General features: G+C 47.5%; 17 protein-coding genes. 16 read left to right on the top strand and 1 reads right to left on the bottom strand.

The window, feature by feature from the left end; all coding sequences use genetic code 11:
• Positions 1-367: 367 nt before the first annotated feature.
• Entirely contained in the window at positions 368-604 is a 237-nt protein-coding gene (locus EPH95_RS02610; protein ID WP_142087090.1) for a hypothetical protein, read from the bottom strand.
• Positions 605-942: 338 nt separating this feature from the next.
• Between EPH95_RS02610 and asd the strand changes: the two genes are divergently transcribed.
• The 16 genes from asd to recA all read left to right on the top strand — a co-directional run bounded on the left by asd (position 943) and on the right by recA (position 19,915).
• Positions 943-1,995, top strand: coding sequence for an aspartate-semialdehyde dehydrogenase (asd, locus tag EPH95_RS02605; protein ID WP_142087088.1), 1,053 nt, complete (start codon positions 943-945; stop codon positions 1,993-1,995).
• The gene (gene dapG / locus EPH95_RS02600) at positions 1,992-3,239 is read left to right on the top strand and encodes an aspartate kinase (RefSeq protein WP_142087087.1); all 1,248 of its coding nucleotides are present in this window, start codon (positions 1,992-1,994) and stop codon (positions 3,237-3,239) included. The genes asd and dapG overlap by 4 nt, the downstream gene beginning before the upstream one ends.
• 390 nt (positions 3,240-3,629) lie before the next feature.
• A complete protein-coding gene (locus tag EPH95_RS02595; protein WP_142087085.1) occupies positions 3,630-5,300 on the top strand; it encodes a ribonuclease J in 1,671 nt (556 codons plus the stop codon).
• A 184-nt stretch (positions 5,301-5,484) separates the two neighbouring features.
• Positions 5,485-6,225 carry a ClpP family protease gene (locus tag EPH95_RS02590; protein WP_142087083.1) on the top strand — a complete coding sequence of 247 codons (741 nt, stop codon included), beginning with the start codon at positions 5,485-5,487 and terminating at the stop codon, positions 6,223-6,225.
• Positions 6,222-6,431, top strand: coding sequence for a YlzJ-like family protein (locus tag EPH95_RS02585; protein WP_142087082.1), 210 nt, complete (start codon positions 6,222-6,224; stop codon positions 6,429-6,431). Before EPH95_RS02590 ends, EPH95_RS02585 begins: the two co-directional genes overlap by 4 nt.
• A gap of 433 nt (positions 6,432-6,864) precedes the next feature.
• Entirely contained in the window at positions 6,865-9,198 is a 2,334-nt protein-coding gene (locus tag EPH95_RS02580; protein WP_142087080.1) for a DNA translocase FtsK, read from the top strand.
• A 64-nt stretch (positions 9,199-9,262) separates the two neighbouring features.
• Complete coding sequence (gene yfmF, locus EPH95_RS02575) at positions 9,263-10,540, top strand: EF-P 5-aminopentanol modification-associated protein YfmF (protein WP_142087078.1); 1,278 nt, start codon at positions 9,263-9,265, stop codon at positions 10,538-10,540.
• Complete coding sequence (gene yfmH, locus EPH95_RS02570; RefSeq protein ID WP_142087077.1) at positions 10,541-11,830, top strand: EF-P 5-aminopentanol modification-associated protein YfmH; 1,290 nt, start codon at positions 10,541-10,543, stop codon at positions 11,828-11,830.
• Positions 11,827-12,549, top strand: coding sequence for an elongation factor P 5-aminopentanone reductase (gene ymfI / locus EPH95_RS02565; RefSeq protein WP_142087075.1), 723 nt, complete (start codon positions 11,827-11,829; stop codon positions 12,547-12,549). The genes yfmH and ymfI overlap by 4 nt, the downstream gene beginning before the upstream one ends.
• Before the next feature lie 134 nt (positions 12,550-12,683).
• A complete protein-coding gene (locus EPH95_RS02560) occupies positions 12,684-12,932 on the top strand; it encodes a DUF3243 domain-containing protein (protein WP_142087073.1) in 249 nt (82 codons plus the stop codon).
• Positions 12,933-13,278: 346 nt separating this feature from the next.
• On the top strand, positions 13,279-14,052 hold the full coding sequence (locus tag EPH95_RS02555) for a DUF3388 domain-containing protein (protein WP_142087071.1): 774 nt from the start codon (positions 13,279-13,281) through the stop codon (positions 14,050-14,052).
• An 18-nt stretch (positions 14,053-14,070) separates the two neighbouring features.
• The gene (locus tag EPH95_RS02550; protein ID WP_142087069.1) at positions 14,071-14,967 is read left to right on the top strand and encodes a helix-turn-helix domain-containing protein; all 897 of its coding nucleotides are present in this window, start codon (positions 14,071-14,073) and stop codon (positions 14,965-14,967) included.
• Positions 14,968-15,140: 173 nt separating this feature from the next.
• Positions 15,141-15,719, top strand: a complete 579-nt coding sequence (gene pgsA / locus EPH95_RS02545; protein WP_142087068.1) for a CDP-diacylglycerol--glycerol-3-phosphate 3-phosphatidyltransferase — start codon at positions 15,141-15,143, stop codon at positions 15,717-15,719.
• Positions 15,720-15,741: 22 nt separating this feature from the next.
• Positions 15,742-16,980, top strand: coding sequence for a competence/damage-inducible protein A (locus EPH95_RS02540; protein ID WP_142087066.1), 1,239 nt, complete (start codon positions 15,742-15,744; stop codon positions 16,978-16,980).
• A 95-nt stretch (positions 16,981-17,075) separates the two neighbouring features.
• Positions 17,076-18,689, top strand: a complete 1,614-nt coding sequence (locus EPH95_RS02535; RefSeq protein WP_142087064.1) for a DEAD/DEAH box helicase — start codon at positions 17,076-17,078, stop codon at positions 18,687-18,689.
• A gap of 185 nt (positions 18,690-18,874) precedes the next feature.
• Complete coding sequence (recA, locus tag EPH95_RS02530) at positions 18,875-19,915, top strand: recombinase RecA (protein ID WP_142087062.1); 1,041 nt, start codon at positions 18,875-18,877, stop codon at positions 19,913-19,915.
• Positions 19,916-20,298: the final 383 nt, after the last annotated feature.

Here is a 20,298-nt window from a genome sequence, read left to right as displayed (position 1 = left end):
CTCAATCACATTATCCTTACTTAGTGTTGAGCACTTTTTTTCTCAGATGATTGGGCTATTTTTTCTTATTTTGTTTATACTGCACTATCACACTGGAAACAATAGCAATCAGCGCTACTGTAGTCACGATAATAACGATATCATTCATAATAGTCACTTCCGTATTACAAGCTATGCTTGGTGTTACATAAAGTATCTCACAATTATTTGTATAAAAAAACGAAAAAACACGAGCCAAAGCCCGTGTTATGATTAGGATTCCCTTCTGTACATAATGTAAGTCACCGTTGATAATATAAATATTGAAGGGTTCCCTTTTCATATTGTCCCCAAGATTTAGCAGATCATTCATGTGTTTTATGTTTATTCATGAGACATTCAATGCCGCAAAGCGTATCTCTTCATATTTAAATGTGTGAAGATTATTCTCGTTTTTAATTATTATTTCTTCATCCATGTCGCTCAATTTAAATAACGATCCTTTTGTTAGTTTAACCAGACCATCATTGTAATAATAAATAGTAATGGTGTTGTTCAAACAACTTCCGAAAACCAATGCAGTTTTGATTGCACCCCAATTAACAAAGGGAAAATCACCATACATAAGATAACCCCCGTAAGAATATGCGTTCTTGTTATCATATACGAAAACTTGTTCCCGATCAAGGGTATGAAAAAATTGGGGCAACTATGGGGCAGAATATTTTCGTTGTAGCCCCAAAAATGGTATGATGTATCTTACAGATACAAATTGAACGTGCATCACATCAGGGTATAGTATAATGTTTCATCACGGTCACTAATGGCATAAGCAATATCAGCCGCTGTTCATAGAAAAGTTCAATGATTAATCGCTCACAGCTGTTGCCAAAATGCCGATATTCTTATATTTTAAGAAAAGAGCAATTATATGTAGCAATCGATCGAGGAGGATCTTAAAGAATGAGTAAGAATCAAGCATTTAATGTGGCTCTGGTTGGAGCAACCGGCGCTGTTGGGCAACAGATGTTAAAGACACTTGCGGACAAATCATTTCCGATTGCATCATTGAAACTGTTATCCTCTCCGCGTTCAGCGGGTAAGAAAATCGAATTCAACGGGGAAACGCTGACGGTGGAAGAAGCCACTCCCGAACAATTTGAAGAGGTAGACATCGCTCTTTTCTCCGCCGGAGGGTCCGTATCGAAACAATTGGCACCGGAGGCTGTGAAACGTGGTGCGGTCGTGATCGACAATACGAGCGCTTATCGCTTGGATGACGAAGTGCCGCTCGTCGTTCCCGAAGTGAACGAGAATGATCTTCACAATCATCAGGGAATCGTTGCCAATCCGAATTGTTCCACGATCCAAATGGCGGTGGCACTGGAGCCAATCAAAAAAGCCTATGGGTTGAAAAAAGTCATTACGTCCACTTATCAAGCCGTTTCAGGCGCGGGCTTAGGCGCTGTGGATGAAATGTATGAACAAACACAGCAAATTTTAAATGAAGAAGAGATTTCACCGGAACTCCTTCCGGTTTCCAAAGATAAAAAGCATTATCAAATCGCGTTTAACGCGATCCCGCAAATCGATGTTTTCCAAGATAACGGCTATACGTTTGAAGAGATGAAAATGGTCAACGAGACGAAAAAAATTCTCCATGATCCGTCCCTGGCCGTATCGGTCACGTGTGTACGGTTGCCCGTAGAAACCGGCCACTCGGAATCCGTGTATGTGGAAACAGAACAAAGCGGGGCGACGGCCAAAGACGTGCAAGGGGTACTAAAAGAAGGCGCGGGCATCACGTTGCAAGATGATCCGGCAACACAAACGTACCCGCTTGCTACCGAAGCAAAGGGACTTCCCGACGTCTTTGTCGGACGTGTGCGCCAGGATTTGGATACGGACAATGGCTATCATCTTTGGGTCGTTTCCGATAACTTGTTAAAAGGCGCAGCGTATAACTCCGTGCAGATTGCGGAAAGTCTCGTCAAATTAGGGCTCATCGGACGATGAGGATTACGGTGCAAAAATATGGCGGAACGTCTGTCCAATCGGAGACGTTTCGCCAAAAAGCCGCCGGCCATGTGAAAAGCGCGGTGCAGTCCGGGTTCAAAGTCGTTGTAGTTGTCTCCGCAATGGGACGCATGAATGATCCTTATGCCACGGATACGTTGTTAAGCTTAATATCCGATGGGAACCATTTGCTTCCAAAACGCGAACGTGACATGTTGCAATCCACCGGAGAAGTGATTTCCTCTGTCGTATTTACGAACTTACTGATTACCGAGGGCTTGAAAACCTCGGCGCTTACCGGCAAACAGGCTGGTTTTCGCACGACGGAAGATTTTGGGAGCGCCCGTATAACAGAAATGGATACCCGGCATTTGCTCAAACGCCTGGAAGATGTGGATGTCGTTGTTGTTGCCGGTTTTCAGGGGGAGTCGGCAAGCGGAGAAACGACAACCCTTGGGCGTGGCGGGAGTGATACTTCTGCAACAGCCCTCGGTGCAGCTTTGCAGGCGGAATCCGTTGATATTTTTACGGATGTTGATGGCATTATGACTGCTGATCCGAGAATCGTAGGGGATGCGCGACCGTTAAAGACGATGACGTATACGGAAGTCTCAAATTTGGCTCACCAAGGAGCGAAGGTGATCCACCCCAGAGCAGTGGAAATAGCCATGCATGCAAAAGTGCCGATACGGATTCGCTCGCTCGCTTCCGATGCCAATGGCGGTACGCTCGTTACTTCCGCTCATGCCCAAGCGCCGGGAAGCGATGTCCAGGAAGGCCTCATCACCGGGATCACGTATGTGCGCGGAATTACACAGGTGATTGTGCCTAAACGGCAGGAGGATATGCATGCAGCTTCGGTTGTCTTTGAGCGTATGGCAGCGGAAGGGATTAGTGTCGATTTTATCAACATTGATCCAACATCGGTGACATTCACCGTTCCGGAAGAGAAAAGCCAATTCGTAGAGCAAAATCTAAGTGAATTGAATTATCCCCCCAAACTATTGCAAGGGTGCGCCAAGGTTTCAGCGGTCGGTGCCGGAATGACCGGCGTTCCGGGTGTCGTCTCACGCATAACGAACGCGCTCTACCAAGCAGGGATTGATATCCTGCAAGCAACGGACTCCCATACTACCATATGGGTGCTCGTCCGAGAAGAAGAGATGAATGGAGCCATTAACGCGCTGCACGGCGTGTTCAACTTGGGAGATAGCCGGGACCACGAAAGCCGAATTTCCGAATAAGAAACGTCGCCGGAGAAGGGGTTTTTTGCCTCTTCTTTTTTCGATTGATGGATCTTGTAACCGGGAGAGGATGGAAGCGAAAATAATCTGTTTTTTGGCGAACATCCGAACATCTCGATTGTCCAAAACCCTGAGACTTGTGCGTCGCATGTGATAGCTACGCGAGCATTTGTAAAAAAACACAGTTATCCTGCTTGTCTTGAGGGCGACAATTAGGGTATACTAACTATCAGTTCATTCGTTCGGGAAACATTAAGCTTTAAGCGCGGAGAAAAGTGGGAAGAAAAAACGGACATATTCTCACTGCTGGCATCCAGAATGAGTAACGCAGCGAGCCACATCGTTTTGACGGACAACGATGGCGAAACATATGATTAGGAGGAACTGATATTGCCGAAACAGGAAGAGACAAGCAAAGTACGTGTTTTTGCCTTGGGCGGACTCGGTGAAACAGGCAAAAATATGTATGTGGTGGAAGTAAACGACGAGATCATCGTTTTAGATGCGGGTCAAATGATCCCGGAAGACGATATGCTCGGCGTCGATATTGTTATTGCCGATATATCTTATCTCGTGCAAAATAGCGATCGGGTAAAAGGAATTATTCTTTCGCACGGGCATGAGGATCACTGTGGCGCTTTGCCTTATGTGTTACGCAAACTACAGGTGCCCGTATATGGCACAAAACTAACGCTAGGGTTAATTGAAGAAGAGCTGAAAGCGCAGCATTTGCGTAAGAAAACCGATTTGAAAACCATTTCTTCGGGAGATAAAGTGAAAATCGGCAACGTGAAAGTTGAATTTTTCAGGGTTAGCCACAGCATTCCCGATTGTGTAGGGGTTGCCATTGAAACCCCGCAAGGCTATGTCGTATACACTGGTGATTTTAAATTTGACCAGACCCCTGCGGATAACAAATTTGCCAATATCGGTAAAATGACCCAGTATGGAAAAAAAGGCGTTCTATGTCTGCTATCCGACAGTACAAACGCGGAAATTCCCGGAACAACACCTTCGGAAAAAGAAACGGAAGCGGGAATGAAAACCGTGTTTCGTGAAGCGCCGGGCCGTGTGATTGTCAGTACGTATGCGTCTAACATTTATCGCATTCAACAAGCAATTGATGCAGCCAAAGAAACGAACCGAAAAGTGTCCGTCGTTGGTGATTCGATGAGGAAAAATATTCAAATTGCCAAGCGGCTCGGTTATTTGCGTGTTCCCAAACAATTAATGGTCAGCGTCGATGAACTATCCAAACACAAAGGGGAAAACATCGCGATACTATCCACGGGCAGCCAAGGAGAACCCACTTCCGGCTTGCATCGAATGGCGAAAGGAACCGACCGGCAGCTCTCGATTATGCCGAAGGATACCGTCGTGATTTCGGCAAGCCCGACCCCGGGAAAAGAAAAATCAATCGGCCGTGTCGTGGATTTCCTTTATAGAGTCGGAGCAGAAGTCGTTCATGCCGATAAAAATGTAAATGTATCCGGACACGCCAGCCAGGAAGAGCTAATGCTTATGCTCAATCTCATGAAACCGCGCCATTTTGTTCCGATTCAAGGAGAATACCGAATGCAAATCGCCCACGGTAATTTGGCGAAAACGACCGGTGTCCATCCCGAACGAATCCATTTGATGCAAAACGGAGAAGTCTTGCATCTCGAGGAAAAAAATGCAACCAAAAGCACGAAAGTCCAGGCCGGAAATGTGCTGGTCGACGGACTGGGCATCGGCGATGTAGGGAATATCGTATTAAGGGACCGTCGCTTGTTGTCCAAAGATGGCATCCTTGTTGTCGTTGTCACCTTGAATAAGAAAACCAATGCCTTCGTATCCGGTCCTGACATCATCTCCCGTGGGTTTGTTTATGTCCGTGAATCCGAGGAATTGTTGGATGAAGCCAAACAAAAGGTAACCGAAACGTTGCGCGAGTGCATGGAGGATAACGTAAACGAGTGGTCCTCCTTGAAAAGCAACGTCCGCGATGTTCTCAGCCGTTTCCTTTTTGATAAAACGAAACGGCGGCCGATGATTTTGCCGATTATAATGGAAGTGTAAATCAAAACGAAGCCGGACTTTGAAAATGCTTGCTCCAGATTTTGAAGGAGCAAGCATTTTTTTGTATAGGGTTGTTTTCGGTAGGTGTAGCGATCTTTCATGTAGGGGCGCGTTGTTATTATTTTTCTCATGCATGAAAGAGCAAAAGCATTCCAATAATAATAAGGCAAAGGAGGTAGGTAATATGGCAGAAGAACAAGAACCAAACCAACCGAACGAGCAGCCAAATACACAGTCTGATGAAACTGCGCAGGGACTCGTTGATAAAATTCAGGCGCTCGGACAAACAAACGTCCCGAAAGCTAACTCGGACATTCATGTGATTACGGTGATCGGACAGATCGAGGGGCATATGCAATTGCCGCCACAAAACAAAACGACCAAGTACGAGCACATTATTCCCCAGTTGGTCGCTATTGAACAAAACCCAAACATCAAAGGACTTTTGCTCGTGCTAAATACAGTCGGCGGCGACGTGGAGGCAGGTTTGGCAATCGCGGAGATGGTGGCGAGCATGGATAAGCCTTCGGTAACCATCGTGCTCGGTGGCGGGCATTCCATCGGCGTTCCTATCGCGGTCGCGGGCGACCACTCTTTTATTGCGGAAACCGCGACCATGACCATTCATCCCATTCGTTTAAACGGAATGGTCGTCGGTGTGCCGCAAACATTTGAATATCTCGAGGAAATGCAGGAACGTATTATCCAGTTTGTAACGAATCACTCGAATGTGAATGATGACAAGTTTCGGGAATTAATGTTTGCAAAAGGCAACCTTTCCAGAGATATCGGTACGAATGTGATCGGCAAGGATGCCGTCGATCATGGACTTATCCAATCCCCCGGCGGTGTGGGACCGGCCATTCGCAAGCTTAATGAACTTATCCAACAAAAAGAAGCGGAACAAGGAGAGATGCTACAATGACCCTCTACACCCATCTTCCTATCGAGGACGTTATGGCAGAGAAAAACGACACGGAAGTGAAATATAAGGATACCCCGTCCGGAACGGTCATGATACAAAAAAACGAGGATGGGGCATGGATTGTTCAACGTTTAGTGAGCCCGGATCCTAATGACTATTTGAACGATTCGTACCAGCCGGGCACCAGGTGGAATAGCGAAGAATAATTACACAGGGTTGGAATTTCCAACCTCGCAGGATAAAGTCAGAATATTCAATACAATGAGCTAACCATTATGACTCAAAAACATAAAAAGTGCTCTGGCATAAAAGTGAATACCAATGCTCAGTATCAAAATTAGCCCTCGAGATTGGGTTTTGAGGACTCAATGCGTTGTCTGGGCACCAAATGAGTCCGCAAATGCAACAAAACACTATATGCTCAACATCCTTTTCATCTTTTCATGGGGTGTCGCGGCGTTGGGGGTATAAAAACGAGTGATCTACGAATAGAAACGATGGTTCGTCAGTGAAAAAGCCGTGAAGTATGCCTCGTGTCTATGTTATAATAGCCAAGTGTTACCATTGATCGCAAGATGTGACAGCAATTGTAAAATACATACGTTATCATGAAGGGAGTTCAGGAAGGAGGGGGATATTTTGGCGGCCAAAAAGAAAAAACGCCGGAGAAAGAAACAACAGGAATGGACGACCCAACTAAAATTTGAAGTATCAGGATTGATTCTCCTCGCCCTCGCTGTCATAGCCACGTTTACTTATGGTCCGGTAGGAACGATTATTATTCAACTGTTTCGTTTTTTTGCGGGGGAATGGCATCATTTTCTCACTGTACTTTTATATGCATTTGCACTTACGCTTATTTTCCGGCGCGCCTTCGTGAGCTTTTGGTCCCGTCGGTTGGCGGGCGTCTATACGATTATGTTTACCATTCTGCTTTATAGCCATTTAGGCCTCTTTGAGAACTTGGCAAGTAGCGGCCCGTTTCAAGACGGTTCGGTGCTTATGAACACATTCCGTCTGTATACGATGGATATGACCGGGCAAGCCGATGATCTCGGCGGCGGGATGGTCGGGGCGGTAGGATATGCCACCGGAACATTTCTGGTTGATGTCCCCGGCACTCAGGTGATCGCCATATTGCTAGTTGTGATCGGTTTTATTTTGCTAAGCGGAAAGTCATTAAAAGAAAGCGGGAAATGGGTGTATGATCGTGTGAAAGCAGCTGCAGCCCCACTTGCCAATTCTTTCCGAAACTTCCGGGCAAACCGTCCATCGGGGAGCGGACAAGCCCCAAGCGCTCCGGAAGCTGCCAAGGAAGCAAAAAAACCAGCGGCATCGGGAACGAAAGCTGGTTCCTCTAATGCTAGAGGCAAATCCAATGAAGATGCACGTCCGGTCATCCACAATTTCCAAGAACAAGCGTATCAAGAAACGCCAAAGCCAGTACATGCACAGCAAGCGAAACCGTCAGCGGATGACAAAACAGAAAGTATTAAAGACAGCGAATCCGCACCGCTGTTAACGGCACAAACAACCAATGAAGACTATCGCTTGCCGGCGCTGAAGTTATTAAGTGCGCCCGTTCAAAATAAACAGACGAATGACCGTAGCCACGTCTCCTCGAATGCGAAAAAACTGGAAGATACATTGCAAAGTTTCGGGGTGCAAGCACAAGTCAATGAGGTTCATTTGGGACCGGCGGTTACAAAATACGAAGTGCAGCCGGCAACAGGCGTCAAGGTGAGCAAAATTGTCAGTCTCACCGATGACATTGCGTTAGCACTCGCGGCGAAAGACATTCGAATCGAAGCGCCGATCCCGGGCAAAGCCGCTGTGGGAATAGAAGTGCCCAACCAGGATATTTCAATGGTTACATTGCGGGAAGTGCTGGAATCGGATAAAGCGAAAAATTCCCATGTATTGTCCGTTGCTTTAGGCCGGGATATTTCCGGTGAACCGATGACTGCCGAGCTTCATAAAATGCCGCACATGCTCGTTGCCGGAGCGACAGGGAGCGGGAAGAGTGTTTGCATCAATGGCATTGTCACCAGCATACTCATGAAAGCGAAGCCCCATGAGGTCAAACTAATGATGATTGACCCGAAAATGGTGGAGTTGAATGTTTATAATGGCATTCCCCATCTGTTAACGCCGGTTGTTACAGAGCCGAAAAAGGCGTCGCAGGCATTGAAAAAAGTCGTTGCCGAAATGGAACGCCGTTATGATCTTTTCTCAAGTAGCGGCGCCCGTAATATTGATGCGTATAATGAAATGATCCGGAAGCAAAATGAGAAAGGAGATGAAGAGCAGCCGACGCTGCCCTATATTGTCGTGATTGTCGATGAATTGGCCGACTTGATGATGGTGGCTTCCTCTGATGTGGAAGACGCGATTACCCGGCTGGCACAGATGGCAAGAGCCGCGGGCATTCATATGATCATTGCCACCCAGCGCCCGTCGGTCGATGTCATTACCGGTGTCATTAAAGCCAATATCCCTTCACGCATCGCGTTTGGCGTTTCCAGCCAAACGGATTCCCGTACGATCTTGGATGCGGGCGGAGCCGAGAAGTTGCTCGGCCGCGGAGATATGTTATTTATACCGGTTGGCGCAAATAAAACGACGCGGATTCAAGGGGCGTTTATCTCCGATGAAGAGGTGGAGGCCGTGGTTAATGATGTGGTGGAACAACAAAAAGCTACGTATCAGGAAGAGATGATGCCGGAAGAGGTGCCGGAAACAAGCGCCGAGCCGGAAGACGAGCTTTATTATGATGCCGTATCGCTCGTTGTGCAAATGAATTCAGCGTCCGTATCCATGTTGCAACGCCGTTTTCGTATTGGTTACACAAGGGCAGCCCGCCTCGTTGACGAGATGGAGGCGCAAGGCATTGTTGGACCGTATGAAGGGAAAAAACCGCGGGAAGTTTTATATCAGCCTCCCGATAACGATGATTTGACGAACGTTAGGTGACCGTTGAGATAGACGTTGGCTTTCGCCGTTTGGGGCGGATTAATGCAAAAGAAAAGGTGATAGAATGGCAGAAGCAGAACAATTCAACGCCGGCGGGCTGCGTGTTCACTGGCAACCGAGTGACACATTCAAAACGACGACAATCGTGATGCACGTGAAGACCCCTTTGGAAGCGAAGACGGCAGCTTCGCGCACGCTGCTTGCGCATGTGCTGCAAGCAGGTACCGAAGCATACCCGAGCCGAAGAAAAGTCCGTTATTTTCTGGATGGCTTGTATGGGGCAACCTTTTATGCGGATGTAGGGAAAAAAGGGGAAAACCATATCCTCACCTTTGTGATGGAAGTGGCAAGTGAACGGTATTTAAAAAATGAAGCTCCGCTTCTGCCACAAGCGTTGTCGTTTTTGATGTCGGTCATTCACAAGCCAAATCGATCGGAAAACGGCTTTAGTGAAGCGATCATTCAAGAAGAAAAACAGGCGCTCGTGCAACGGATTCGAAACATAGCCGACGACAAAACACGTTATGCGAATATCCGTATGCTGGAAGAAATGTGTTCGGATGAACCCTTTGGGCTTCACCCTTTCGGCAGCGCTGAAGAAGTGGAAGCGATCACCAATCAGGGGCTTCAAGAGGCTTATGAACGCATGTTGCGCAACGACCAATTTGATTTGTTTGTGACAGGCCCGGGCACAAAAGAAGAAATTACCGACGCCATTCATTCCATGGGGCAGAACGTTGCAGAAGGGAAACACGTTGATTCAAAGCCAACGATTCAGGACGCACCGGAACAGGTGAATGAGGTGGTGGAAAAACAACCCATTCAACAGGCAAAATTACACCTCGGTTTTCGAGTGCCTCACACAGTTGGGTCCGGTGAATATACGGCTGTTCTCGTGACAAATGGAATCCTTGGCGCTTACCCGCACTCGAAGTTATTTGTTAACGTTCGGGAAAAGGAAAGCCTTGCCTATTATGCGGCTTCCCGTTATGAACCGTATAAAGGGATTTTATTTGCCATGGCCGGTATTGCTCCCGATCAATACGAAAAGGCTGCCCGGATCATGAAAGAACAGTTGGAGGCATTGAAGCGTGGAGATATAACCGAGGAAGAGTTAACAACGACGAAATATATGCTGAAAAATCAAATCTTGGAACAAGTGGACAGTGCTCGCGGTGCCATTGAAATGAATTATCAAAATGTGCTTAGCGGCGCGAAAAGGACAGTGGACGATCGTCTCAGGGAAATTGAAACGGTGGATATGGAGACTGTCATTTCCGTTGCCAAAGCGATTCAACTGGATACGGTTTACTTGTTGACCGGCGAGGAGGGAACAGCTTAAATGGAAAAACAACATTATGAGCAGATCGAAGAAACGATCTATATGGAAACGTTGAGCAATGGCCTAAAAGTGTATGTATTGCCAAAACCCAACCATAACAAGACGTTTTCTATTTTTACGACTGACTACGGCTCCATTGACCAAGCATTTACCCCTATAAACAGTGACCAGATGGTACAAGTCCCTGATGGCATCGCCCATTTCCTCGAACATAAACTTTTTGAGGAGGAAGATGGCAGTGATGCGTTTGACACGTTCAGCAAGCGCGGAGCCCAGACGAATGCTTTCACAAGTTTCACGAGAACCGCTTATTTATTTTCAAGTACGAGTGAAGTGGACGCAAATGTGGAAACGTTGTTGGATTTTGTGCAGTCCCCGTATTTTACTGAAGAAACGGTGGAAAAAGAAAAGGGGATTATCGGCCAGGAAATCAACATGTATAACGACGACGCCGACTGGCGCTTATTTTTTGGACTGATCAGTGCGCTTTACAAAAATAATCCGGTGCGTATCGATATTGCAGGAACGGTAGAATCGATCGACGACATTACAAAGGATATGCTTTATACGTGCTATCAAACCTTTTACCATCCTTCCAATATGGTTTTGTTTGTCGTCGGCCCCGTGGACCCCGAGGAAACCATTCATCTCGTGAAAGGCAACCAGGAAAAGAAGTCCTTCCCGGAAGCCGACACACTCGCGCGCACGTATGGATCGGAGCCTAAGGAAAGCTTTGAGCGGCAAAAGACGATTGAAATGAACGTGCAAACGCCGAAATGTTTGCTTGGGTTTAAAGAGCCCAATGAGGAATATCCCCTGTCCGGGCTCGCGTATGAATTAGGGGTGCAATTGCTCATGGACATGATGTTTGGGCTTGGGTCGAGCACCTATGAGAAATTGTATAAAGAAGGCGTCATTGACAACAGCTTTTCCGCTGATTTCACGATGGAGCGTTCGTTTGGATTCTCCGCCATTGGAGGCGACACGAAAGATCCCGATCGACTCGTTTCTGTGTTGGAAGAAACGGTAGATGCCTATCAGCAACAGGGTTTAGGGGAAGAAGAAATGCAACTGGCCAAAAAACGGAAAATCGGAACGTTCCTGAAACAATTGAACAGCCCCGAGTTCATCGCTACCCAATTCACCCGCTACGAAATGAACGGGGATTCGCTTTTTGAGGTTGTGCCAACGCTTGAAAAAATGAGCATCGGGGACTTGGAAAACATTTTGCACCGGCATTTCCGTACCGAAAGAAGTTCTGTCGTGAAAGTGGAAGGCTCAGGGTCATGATGACAACATTGATCACGGGCAGCAGCGGAGGCATTGGCGCTGCCGTTGCAAAAGCGCTCGCTGCTCCCGGGCAACACCTGTATCTGCACTACCACGAAGGGAAAGCAGAGGCAGAGAAAGTTCGTGCCCACTGTGAAAAACAGGGGGCAACAGTCACTTTGGTTTGCGCGAATCTGCAAGCAGACGATGGCGTTCCCGCCCTTATTGCAGGCGTGCATCACCCGGTTGACCATCTTATCCTGGCGAATGGCAAAGCGTACTACGGGCTTTATACGGATATGGAAGACCGGGAACTGATGGATGTGTTTACCCTGAATGTCACTGCGCCGATGCGTATTGTCAAACATTTCCTTACACATATGATCAACCAAAAATACGGAAGAATCGTTGCCGTTTCCTCCATTTGGGGGGATGTGGGAGCAGCGCTTGAAGTAGCGTATTCCGCGGCAAAGGGAGGGATGAATCAATTCGTCCGTGCCATCGCCAAAGAAGCAGCGCCGTCCGGCATCACCGTGAACGGAGTGTCACCGGGAGTGGTGGATACAAAAATGATGGATGCGTTCAGCAGTGAAGAGAAAGCGGAATTGGAACATGCCATTCCCGCCGGACGCTTCGGAACCGTGGAAGAAGTGGCGAGCGCTTGTTCGTATTTGCTGAGTCCGGAAGCCAGTTATATAAATGGGCATATCCTTTCCGTAAACGGGGCATGGAGCGGATAGCGGATCATGCGGCCTGGCCACTTTTCATAACAGATCTCCGCATTGCTTCTGTTAGCATCGGTGTATATTTTCTGATTCTTGAAGTCAAACTATGACCGTAAAACGAAGTTTGACTGACAAGGAGGGAACGATCGATGTCCGTATTGGACAATTGGGAACAGTGGAAGTCGTTTTTGGGGGACAGCTTGCACAATGCCGAAGATGATGGCATGAAAAACGGTGCAATTTCCGATGTGGCTTTTCAAGTTGGCGATTATTTGGCCAACAACGTAGACCCTAAAAACGAACAAGAAAGGGTATTGTCTGATTTGTGGCACGTGGCTGATGAACAAGAGCAACACGCAATCGCGAATGTAATGGTGAAGCTGGTACAGGAAAAATAAAATTACATGCATCCCCTGAAGCATCCTCGACACAGCATTCTGTGGCCGTGGGTGCTCTCTTTTGATCTATACCTAACTTGTGATAAAGGTCCCCGTGACTATCGTTCTTTTTCCTCCATTAACAAAAAGAAACGGTCTACTACTGTTCAAACGCTAAGAAATAACGTAAAATGACAACAAGTGCAAATGAAATCGACAACATTAATAAGACAAATGAGGCGAAAATGGGAGGAGCGAGAAAACCCTCCCCTTCGGAGAGGATTCTCGAAGTTCCATAAACGCTTATTTTTCCAGGACTTTTTGCATAACCTTTATAAAAAATAGACCATGAAGAAGGAGGTACGGGATGGAAAAAAAAGAGTGGTATTTTGAATATCAGATTCGTCAAAACCGTCCCGGCTTACTGGGGGACATTTCCTCGTTACTTGGCATGTTATCGATTAATATTGTATCGATTAACGGCATCGAAAATGATCGGCGCGGAATGTTGATTCGCAGTGCCAGCGATGATCATGTAACACGATTACGTGATATATTGCAAACGATGGATGCGATTTCGCTTAAAAAGTTTCGGATTCCGAGGCTGCGGGATCGATTGGCTGTCATGCATGGGCGTTATATCGAAAGAGATCTGGGGGATAAAAAGACGTATCGCTTTGTTCGTGATGAGCTTGGGTTGTTGGTCGACTTTTTGGCAGAGCTGTTTAAAGAGAAGCGCCATTATCTCGTAGGTGTGCGGGGGATGCCGAGAGTCGGGAAGACCGAATCGATCGTAGCCGCTAGCGTTTGTGCGAATAAACACTGGTCTTTCATTTCTTCTACACTGTTACGGCAAACGATTCGCAGCACGCTTCCCGAGGATGAATTCGGTGAAGAGCTCGTTTATATCATCGACGGGATTGTTACGACCATGCGTGCACCGGAAAAGCATCGCACCCTCGTCGATGAGATTATGCGCTTGTCCGCTGTAAAAGTTGTGGAGCATCCGGATATTTTTGTGCGTGAAACAGCATATACATTAAAAGATTTTGATTGCATCATTGAACTTCGTAATGATGTAAACGAAGAAATTACCTATGAAATGGTGGAATCGGGTTTTTCTTCTTTTGATATTAGCTAAGTGGCAGGTGTTTTTAGCATGGCTGAATTAGGGCAATTTTTACAGGAAAAGCGTGAAGAAAAAGGGTGGGGGCTTGATGAAGTCCAAACACGAACGAAAATTCAAAAGCGCTATTTATTGGCCATAGAAGAAGGGCGCTATGACGATTTGCCCGGCGCTTTCTATGCCCGTGCATTTATTAAAAGTTACGCAGAAGCGCTGGAACTTGAACCTGAAGAAGTTTTTTCGGAGTTTGAGCATGATTTGCCGAAACCGAGAAAAGAGTCGGTAGACCTTCCTACCAGAACAGAACGGTCAAAAACGAAACGATCCTCCCAGGAAGGGACAAAAAAGAATAGTGTCCTTCCTTCTGTTTTGGTTGTTTGTTTCCTCGTCGCGATTGTCGCTGTCATTTGGGTTTCCAACATTGACGGCGGAGGTGGCGACCTCGCTTCTGATGAAGAGGAAAACGGGAATGTTGATATCGTTAATGAAACGGCGGATGAAGAAGAGACGACGCAAGAAACGAACGGCAACGAAGAAAACGGGAATGACAACGAAGGGAGCGGCAATAACGGAGAAAGTGAGAATGGACAACTCTCTTTTGAGGAAATCACGGACGGATATAATTCCATCTATACGATAGACAGTGATACATTGGAGATAACGCTTGATTTTGATGAAGAAGCGGACAGTTATGTTGATTTTCGTGAAGAACCGAATGATGACGACTCGATCGTAGAAACGGCCGCTGCCCCTTCCGATGAATCAGAACAAGACTTTGATTTCAGCGAACATGACTCGATTACGGTAAATGCCGGCTATACCCCCGCGCTCACGATTTATGTGAACGGCGAAGCATTGGAATACGAATTAGACCCTTCTGAAAGGGATTTCCAGCGTATTACCATTGAAAAAGAAAATGAATCGCAGTAAAACCCTTGCAATACACCACTCTCGATGCTTATCCCGGGGCCCCGTTTCCCGCTGAATTTAGAGGGTGGAATGTGTCTTACATAGGAAATTCCGGGAAACGCTAGGACGTCGGCATTTTTCTTTGATATGATTTTTGTTAGAATATAGGGTGTTCCTATAGGAGGAAGCTTTACGTGAACCTGCCAAACCAGATTACGATCATCCGTATCGGATTCATCCCGATATTTATGCTGATTTTTCTCTATCCCTTCCAATGGGGTCCCCCCATAGATGTTTTCGGGACGGAGGTGCCCGTGAACCACGCGGTTGCCGGGATTATTTTTGCCATTGCCGCGGGGACGGATTGGCTTGACGGCTATATTGCCCGTAGCCGTAACCTCATCAGCAATTTTGGAAAATTTTTAGACCCTTTAGCGGACAAACTGCTCGTGACAGCAGCTTTATTATCCCTTATAGAGGTCGGTTTTTTGCCGGCTTGGATTGCTGTGGTCATTCTTAGCCGCGAATTTGCCGTCACTGGGATGAGACTAGTGGCTGCAGCCGAAGGCAAAGTCATTGCGGCCAGTCCGCTCGGCAAGGGGAAGACGCTCTTTCAAATGCTTGCAGTTTTTTTCCTTATGGTTCACAATGCACCTTTCGATGCTCTCGGATTGCCGATCGCGATGGTGTTGATGGGGATCGCTCTCATCTTGACGGTGTTTTCCGGCATCGATTACTTTGTGAAAAATAAACATGTGTTCAATGACGTTTAGATGAATGGAAGGAGATCCATCCATGAACGCGGAAATCATTGCCGTAGGCACCGAACTACTTCTTGGGCAAATAGCAAATACGAACGGCCAATACCTTTCGAATCAACTCATGCAACATGGCGTGAATATATATAAACATACGGTTGTCGGGGACAATTTGCCTCGCATTCGGCAAGCAATTCGGATTGCCGCAAAAGAGAATGACATCGTTATTCTTACCGGCGGCCTTGGCCCTACAGAGGATGATGTAACAAGAAACGCTTTGGCAGAGGAGTACGGCCTCAACCTCGTCTATAACCAGCAGGCGCTTGACAAAGTGGAAGCTTTTTTTGAATCGAGAAACCGAACCGTAAGTGATGCGAACCGCCGCCAAGCTCTTCATACGGAAGGGGCGCACGTCTTTCAAAACAACGCGGGCTTGGCTTGCGGTATGGTGTATAAACATTCGGATGCGTGGTTCTTTCTATTGCCGGGTCCACCGCACGAGTTGAAAACGATGGTTGAGGAAGAAGTCAGCCCCTTTCTTGATGCCATGAACGAATCGCGTGATTTTTTGTTGTCACGGGTGCTCAAATTCTATGGTATTGGCGAGTCGGCGCTGGAAGCGCGTGTTCATGACTTGATCACCCAGCAAACGAATCCGACGATTGCACCGCTCGCAGGCCAAGATGAAGTCACGTTGCGTTTGACGGTGAAGACGACCGATCGCAGCGATGCCAAAAAAAGGCTTGATGAGTTGGAAGAGGCGGTCTATAAACGGTGCGGATCTTTTTTATATGGGTACGACGAGGACACGTTATTTTCAAGAACCCTCGACGATTTACGGTCGAAAGGGTGGACGCTGGCGGTGGCTGAAAGCGTAAGCGGAGGATTGCTCGGTGCTTCGTTCACCGATGTTTCGGGAGCGTCCGACGTTTATGCCGGAGGAGCCATTACGTATAGCAATGAAGCAAAAGAAAAACAGCTTCACGTGAAGGCAGCGACCCTCGAGCAACATGGCGCTGTGAGTGAAGCATGTGCCAAAGAAATGGCAGAAGGCGTGAGAAACGAATACGGGACAGACACAGGGGTTTCGTTGACAGGTGTTGCCGGGCCGAGCCCCCAGGAAGGGCACCCGCCAGGGACAGTGTTTATCGGCATAAGCTCCCCGGACAAAACTCATGTTTACAAGCGACGTTTACGCGGGGACCGTTCATCAATTCGGCGAAGGGCGGTAAAAGACGCTTGTGCCTGTTTGCTGGAGGTGGGAGGCGAGAAGTGAGCAGTGGGCCCCAAGCCCATTACATACCCGTCTCCTGCCGCGAAAAGCGTGTTGGCGTCGGGTTCCTTAACTGATAGAAGAAGGTGATGAAGAACATGACTATATTTGAAAGCGAACATATTAAACCGGAAGTGAAAAAAGCAATTAAGGAGATAGGCTTTGAAGAGCCTTCTCCGATCCAGGAACAAGCAATACCGAAAGCACTGGACGGCAAAGATGTAATTGGGCAAGCGCAAACGGGAACCGGAAAGACGGCAGCATTCGGGATTCCGCTGCTTACAAAACTAAGCGCCTCCTCCCACGTCCAAGCGCTCGTTCTAACGCCTACCCGGGAACTCGCCATCCAAGTGGCCGGCGAATTGCAAAAGTTGTCCACGCACTTGCATGTCACGACGCTTCCTGTCTACGGCGGCCAATCCATTGGCCATCAGATTAAGGCGCTTAAACGCGGGGTACAAGTCGTTATCGGGACCCCGGGACGGGTTCAAGACCATTTGCGCCGAAGAACGTTAAAGCTTGACCGCGTGCAGACACTTGTTTTGGATGAAGCGGATGAAATGCTGGATATGGGCTTTATCGATGATATTGAATCGATTCTGAAACAAACGAACGAGGACCGGCAAACGATGCTTTTTTCAGCAACGATGCCCGACCCGATACGAAAATTGTCCCGCCGCTACATGCAGCAACCGGAGACCGTATCCATCAGCAAAGGCGATGTTACGGCCCCATCGATTGAACAGATTTATTTTAAAGTCCTTGAAAAAAACAAACTTGAATCGCTTTGCCGTGTGATCGACCGCTACAATCCGGAACTCGCGATCGTTTTCTGCCGCACGAAAAAAGGCGTTGCGGAATTATCGGAATCCTTGCAGGCGCGGGGGTACTTCGCAGACGGCCTTCACGGCGATTTGAACCAATCACAGCGGGACGCGGTGATGAAAAGGTTTCGTGAAAGCACGATTGAATATCTCGTTGCAACGGATGTTGCTGCCCGCGGCCTGGATGTTCAAAACGTCACCCACGTGATTAATTATGATATCCCGCAAGACCCGGAATCCTATGTTCATCGCATCGGGCGAACCGGACGGGCCGGAAAGAGCGGCCAGGCCCTCACGCTCGTCACTCCGCGGGAAATGAAGCATTTACGCTCGATCGAAAAAGAAATCAAAATGTCCTTGCCGACCCGGGATATCCCGACGCTGGAAGAAGTCGTGGAAAAACAGCAGGACTCGTGGCGACAGCAAATCACTAGCGTGATTGAACATAGCGAAGAGACATCGATCTTTGATGAGTTAACGCGGGAACTGCTCGAACAATATCAACCGCGGGAAGTCATTGATGCGCTGTTGAAAATGAATTATCAAACGGAAAACAGCATCTCCGAAGAAGGGTATTATTTTGGTGATACCGGCGCGGCAAAAGGCATGGTCCGTTTCTTTATGAACGTGGGCCGCAATGTGAGCCTGACTCCGAAAATACTCGTGGATGAAATTGCCGATGCAGTCGGGATTTCAAAAAAATCGATCGGCCGCATCGACCTTTTCGAAAAATTTACGTTCGTGGAAGTTCCGGAAGATGTGGCTCCTTTTGTTTATGAAGGTTTGCGCCACTCCCGTGTAAACGGTGCGCGCGTAAACCTGGAGCCGGCAAAACCAAAACCGAAACGCCACGGGCGGCAAACAACCAACCCTTCCGTCTCCAATTAGGGAATACCGGGCTCTTCCATAAGGAAGGGCCTTTTCTCATCTGATTATTTCAGAATAAATGTTCGTATAATGCTTGGCAAATGATGAAAAACACGATATGATAGGTGCAGGGGAAACGATCGGTACTTGCCAGTATCTATGGGTTTAACGAAATGATAAATTTATACTATAAAAGGAGCATTGCCATGAGTGAAAGAAAAGCAGCGCTTGACCAAGCATTGAGAAACATAGAAAAACAATTCGGGAAAGGTTCCATCATGAAGTTGGGGGATGAAACGGAAAAACGCATCTCCACGGTTTCAAGCGGAACATTGGCGCTGGATATCGCGCTCGGCGTTGGCGGATACCCGCGGGGGCGGGTCGTTGAAATATATGGACCGGAGTCTTCCGGAAAAACAACCGTTGCCTTGCACGCTGTTGCGGAAGCGCAAAAGGAGGGCGGACAAGCGGCGTTTATTGATGCAGAACACGCGCTTGATCCTGTTTATGCCCGCGCCCTTGGTGTTGATACCGATGAACTCCTGCTCTCGCAGCCGGACACGGGAGAACAGGGATTGGAAATTGCGGAGGCGCTCGTCCGCAGCGGTGCTGTTGATATTATCGTTGTTGATTCCGTGGCGGCCCTTGTCCCAAAAGCAGAAATTGAAGGGGACATGGGCGATGCACATGTCGGTTTGCAGGCCCGCTTGATGTCACAGGCATTAAGGAAGCTGTCGGGGGCCATCAGCAAGTCAAACGCGATCGCGGTATTTATCAATCAAATTCGTGAGAAAGTAGGCGTCATGTTCGGAAGCCCCGAAACGACGCCCGGGGGACGTGCACTGAAGTTTTATTCCTCGGTACGCCTGGAAGTGCGCAGGGCTGAAGCATTGAAGCAGGGAAATGAGACGGTCGGAAACAAGACACGGTTAAAGATTGTGAAAAACAAAGTGGCTCCTCCGTTTCGCCAAGCAGAAGTTGACATTATGTACGGGAAGGGCATTTCCCGGGAAGGTTCGCTGTTGGACATCGCGACAGACTTGGAAATTGTGCAAAAAAGCGGCGCCTGGTATGCATATGAAGGCGAAAGGCTTGGCCAAGGCCGTGAAAATGCAAAACAATATTTGCAAGAACATTCTTCCGTAGCTTCTGAAATAGAATCGCGCATCCGTGACCACCATGAACTTCCCAATCACCAACAACAAGAGGAAAAGGAAGAAACACAAGATTCATCATCGGGGTCCTGATGGAAAAGCCGGCTGCTCGAGCCGGCTTTTCTGTCCTCGGATGGATGGGTTTGACACGGTTGACATATGAACAATGGCAAGTATACAATTAAATATGAATGTTGGGGGAACGGCAGAATCAAGCAATTGATTTGCCGTTTACAAAAGGCTTTTCTCTGGTTGTAACGCATCATGTTTTACCCAATCGTTTGAAACAACTGAAAACAGTATGAGGAAGAAGTTTTAAATCATTGGTGTATGTTCAAACAAACGTGCATGTGCACAAAAGAGCAACAAACGGGCTTCGAACCGATTCATAATCGGAGCGAAAGCACCGGAAAAGACGACCGTTTCATCAATCATAGGTCGTTTTCAAGAAACTATGTGACCGGACATCGTTTAAG

The sequence above is a fragment of the Salicibibacter halophilus genome (genome assembly GCF_006740705.1).
Classification (GTDB): Bacteria; Bacillota; Bacilli; order Bacillales; family Marinococcaceae; genus Salicibibacter; species Salicibibacter halophilus.
The sequence above is the reverse complement of the archived record's forward strand: the minus strand, read 5'-3'. Positions and strand labels throughout refer to the sequence as shown.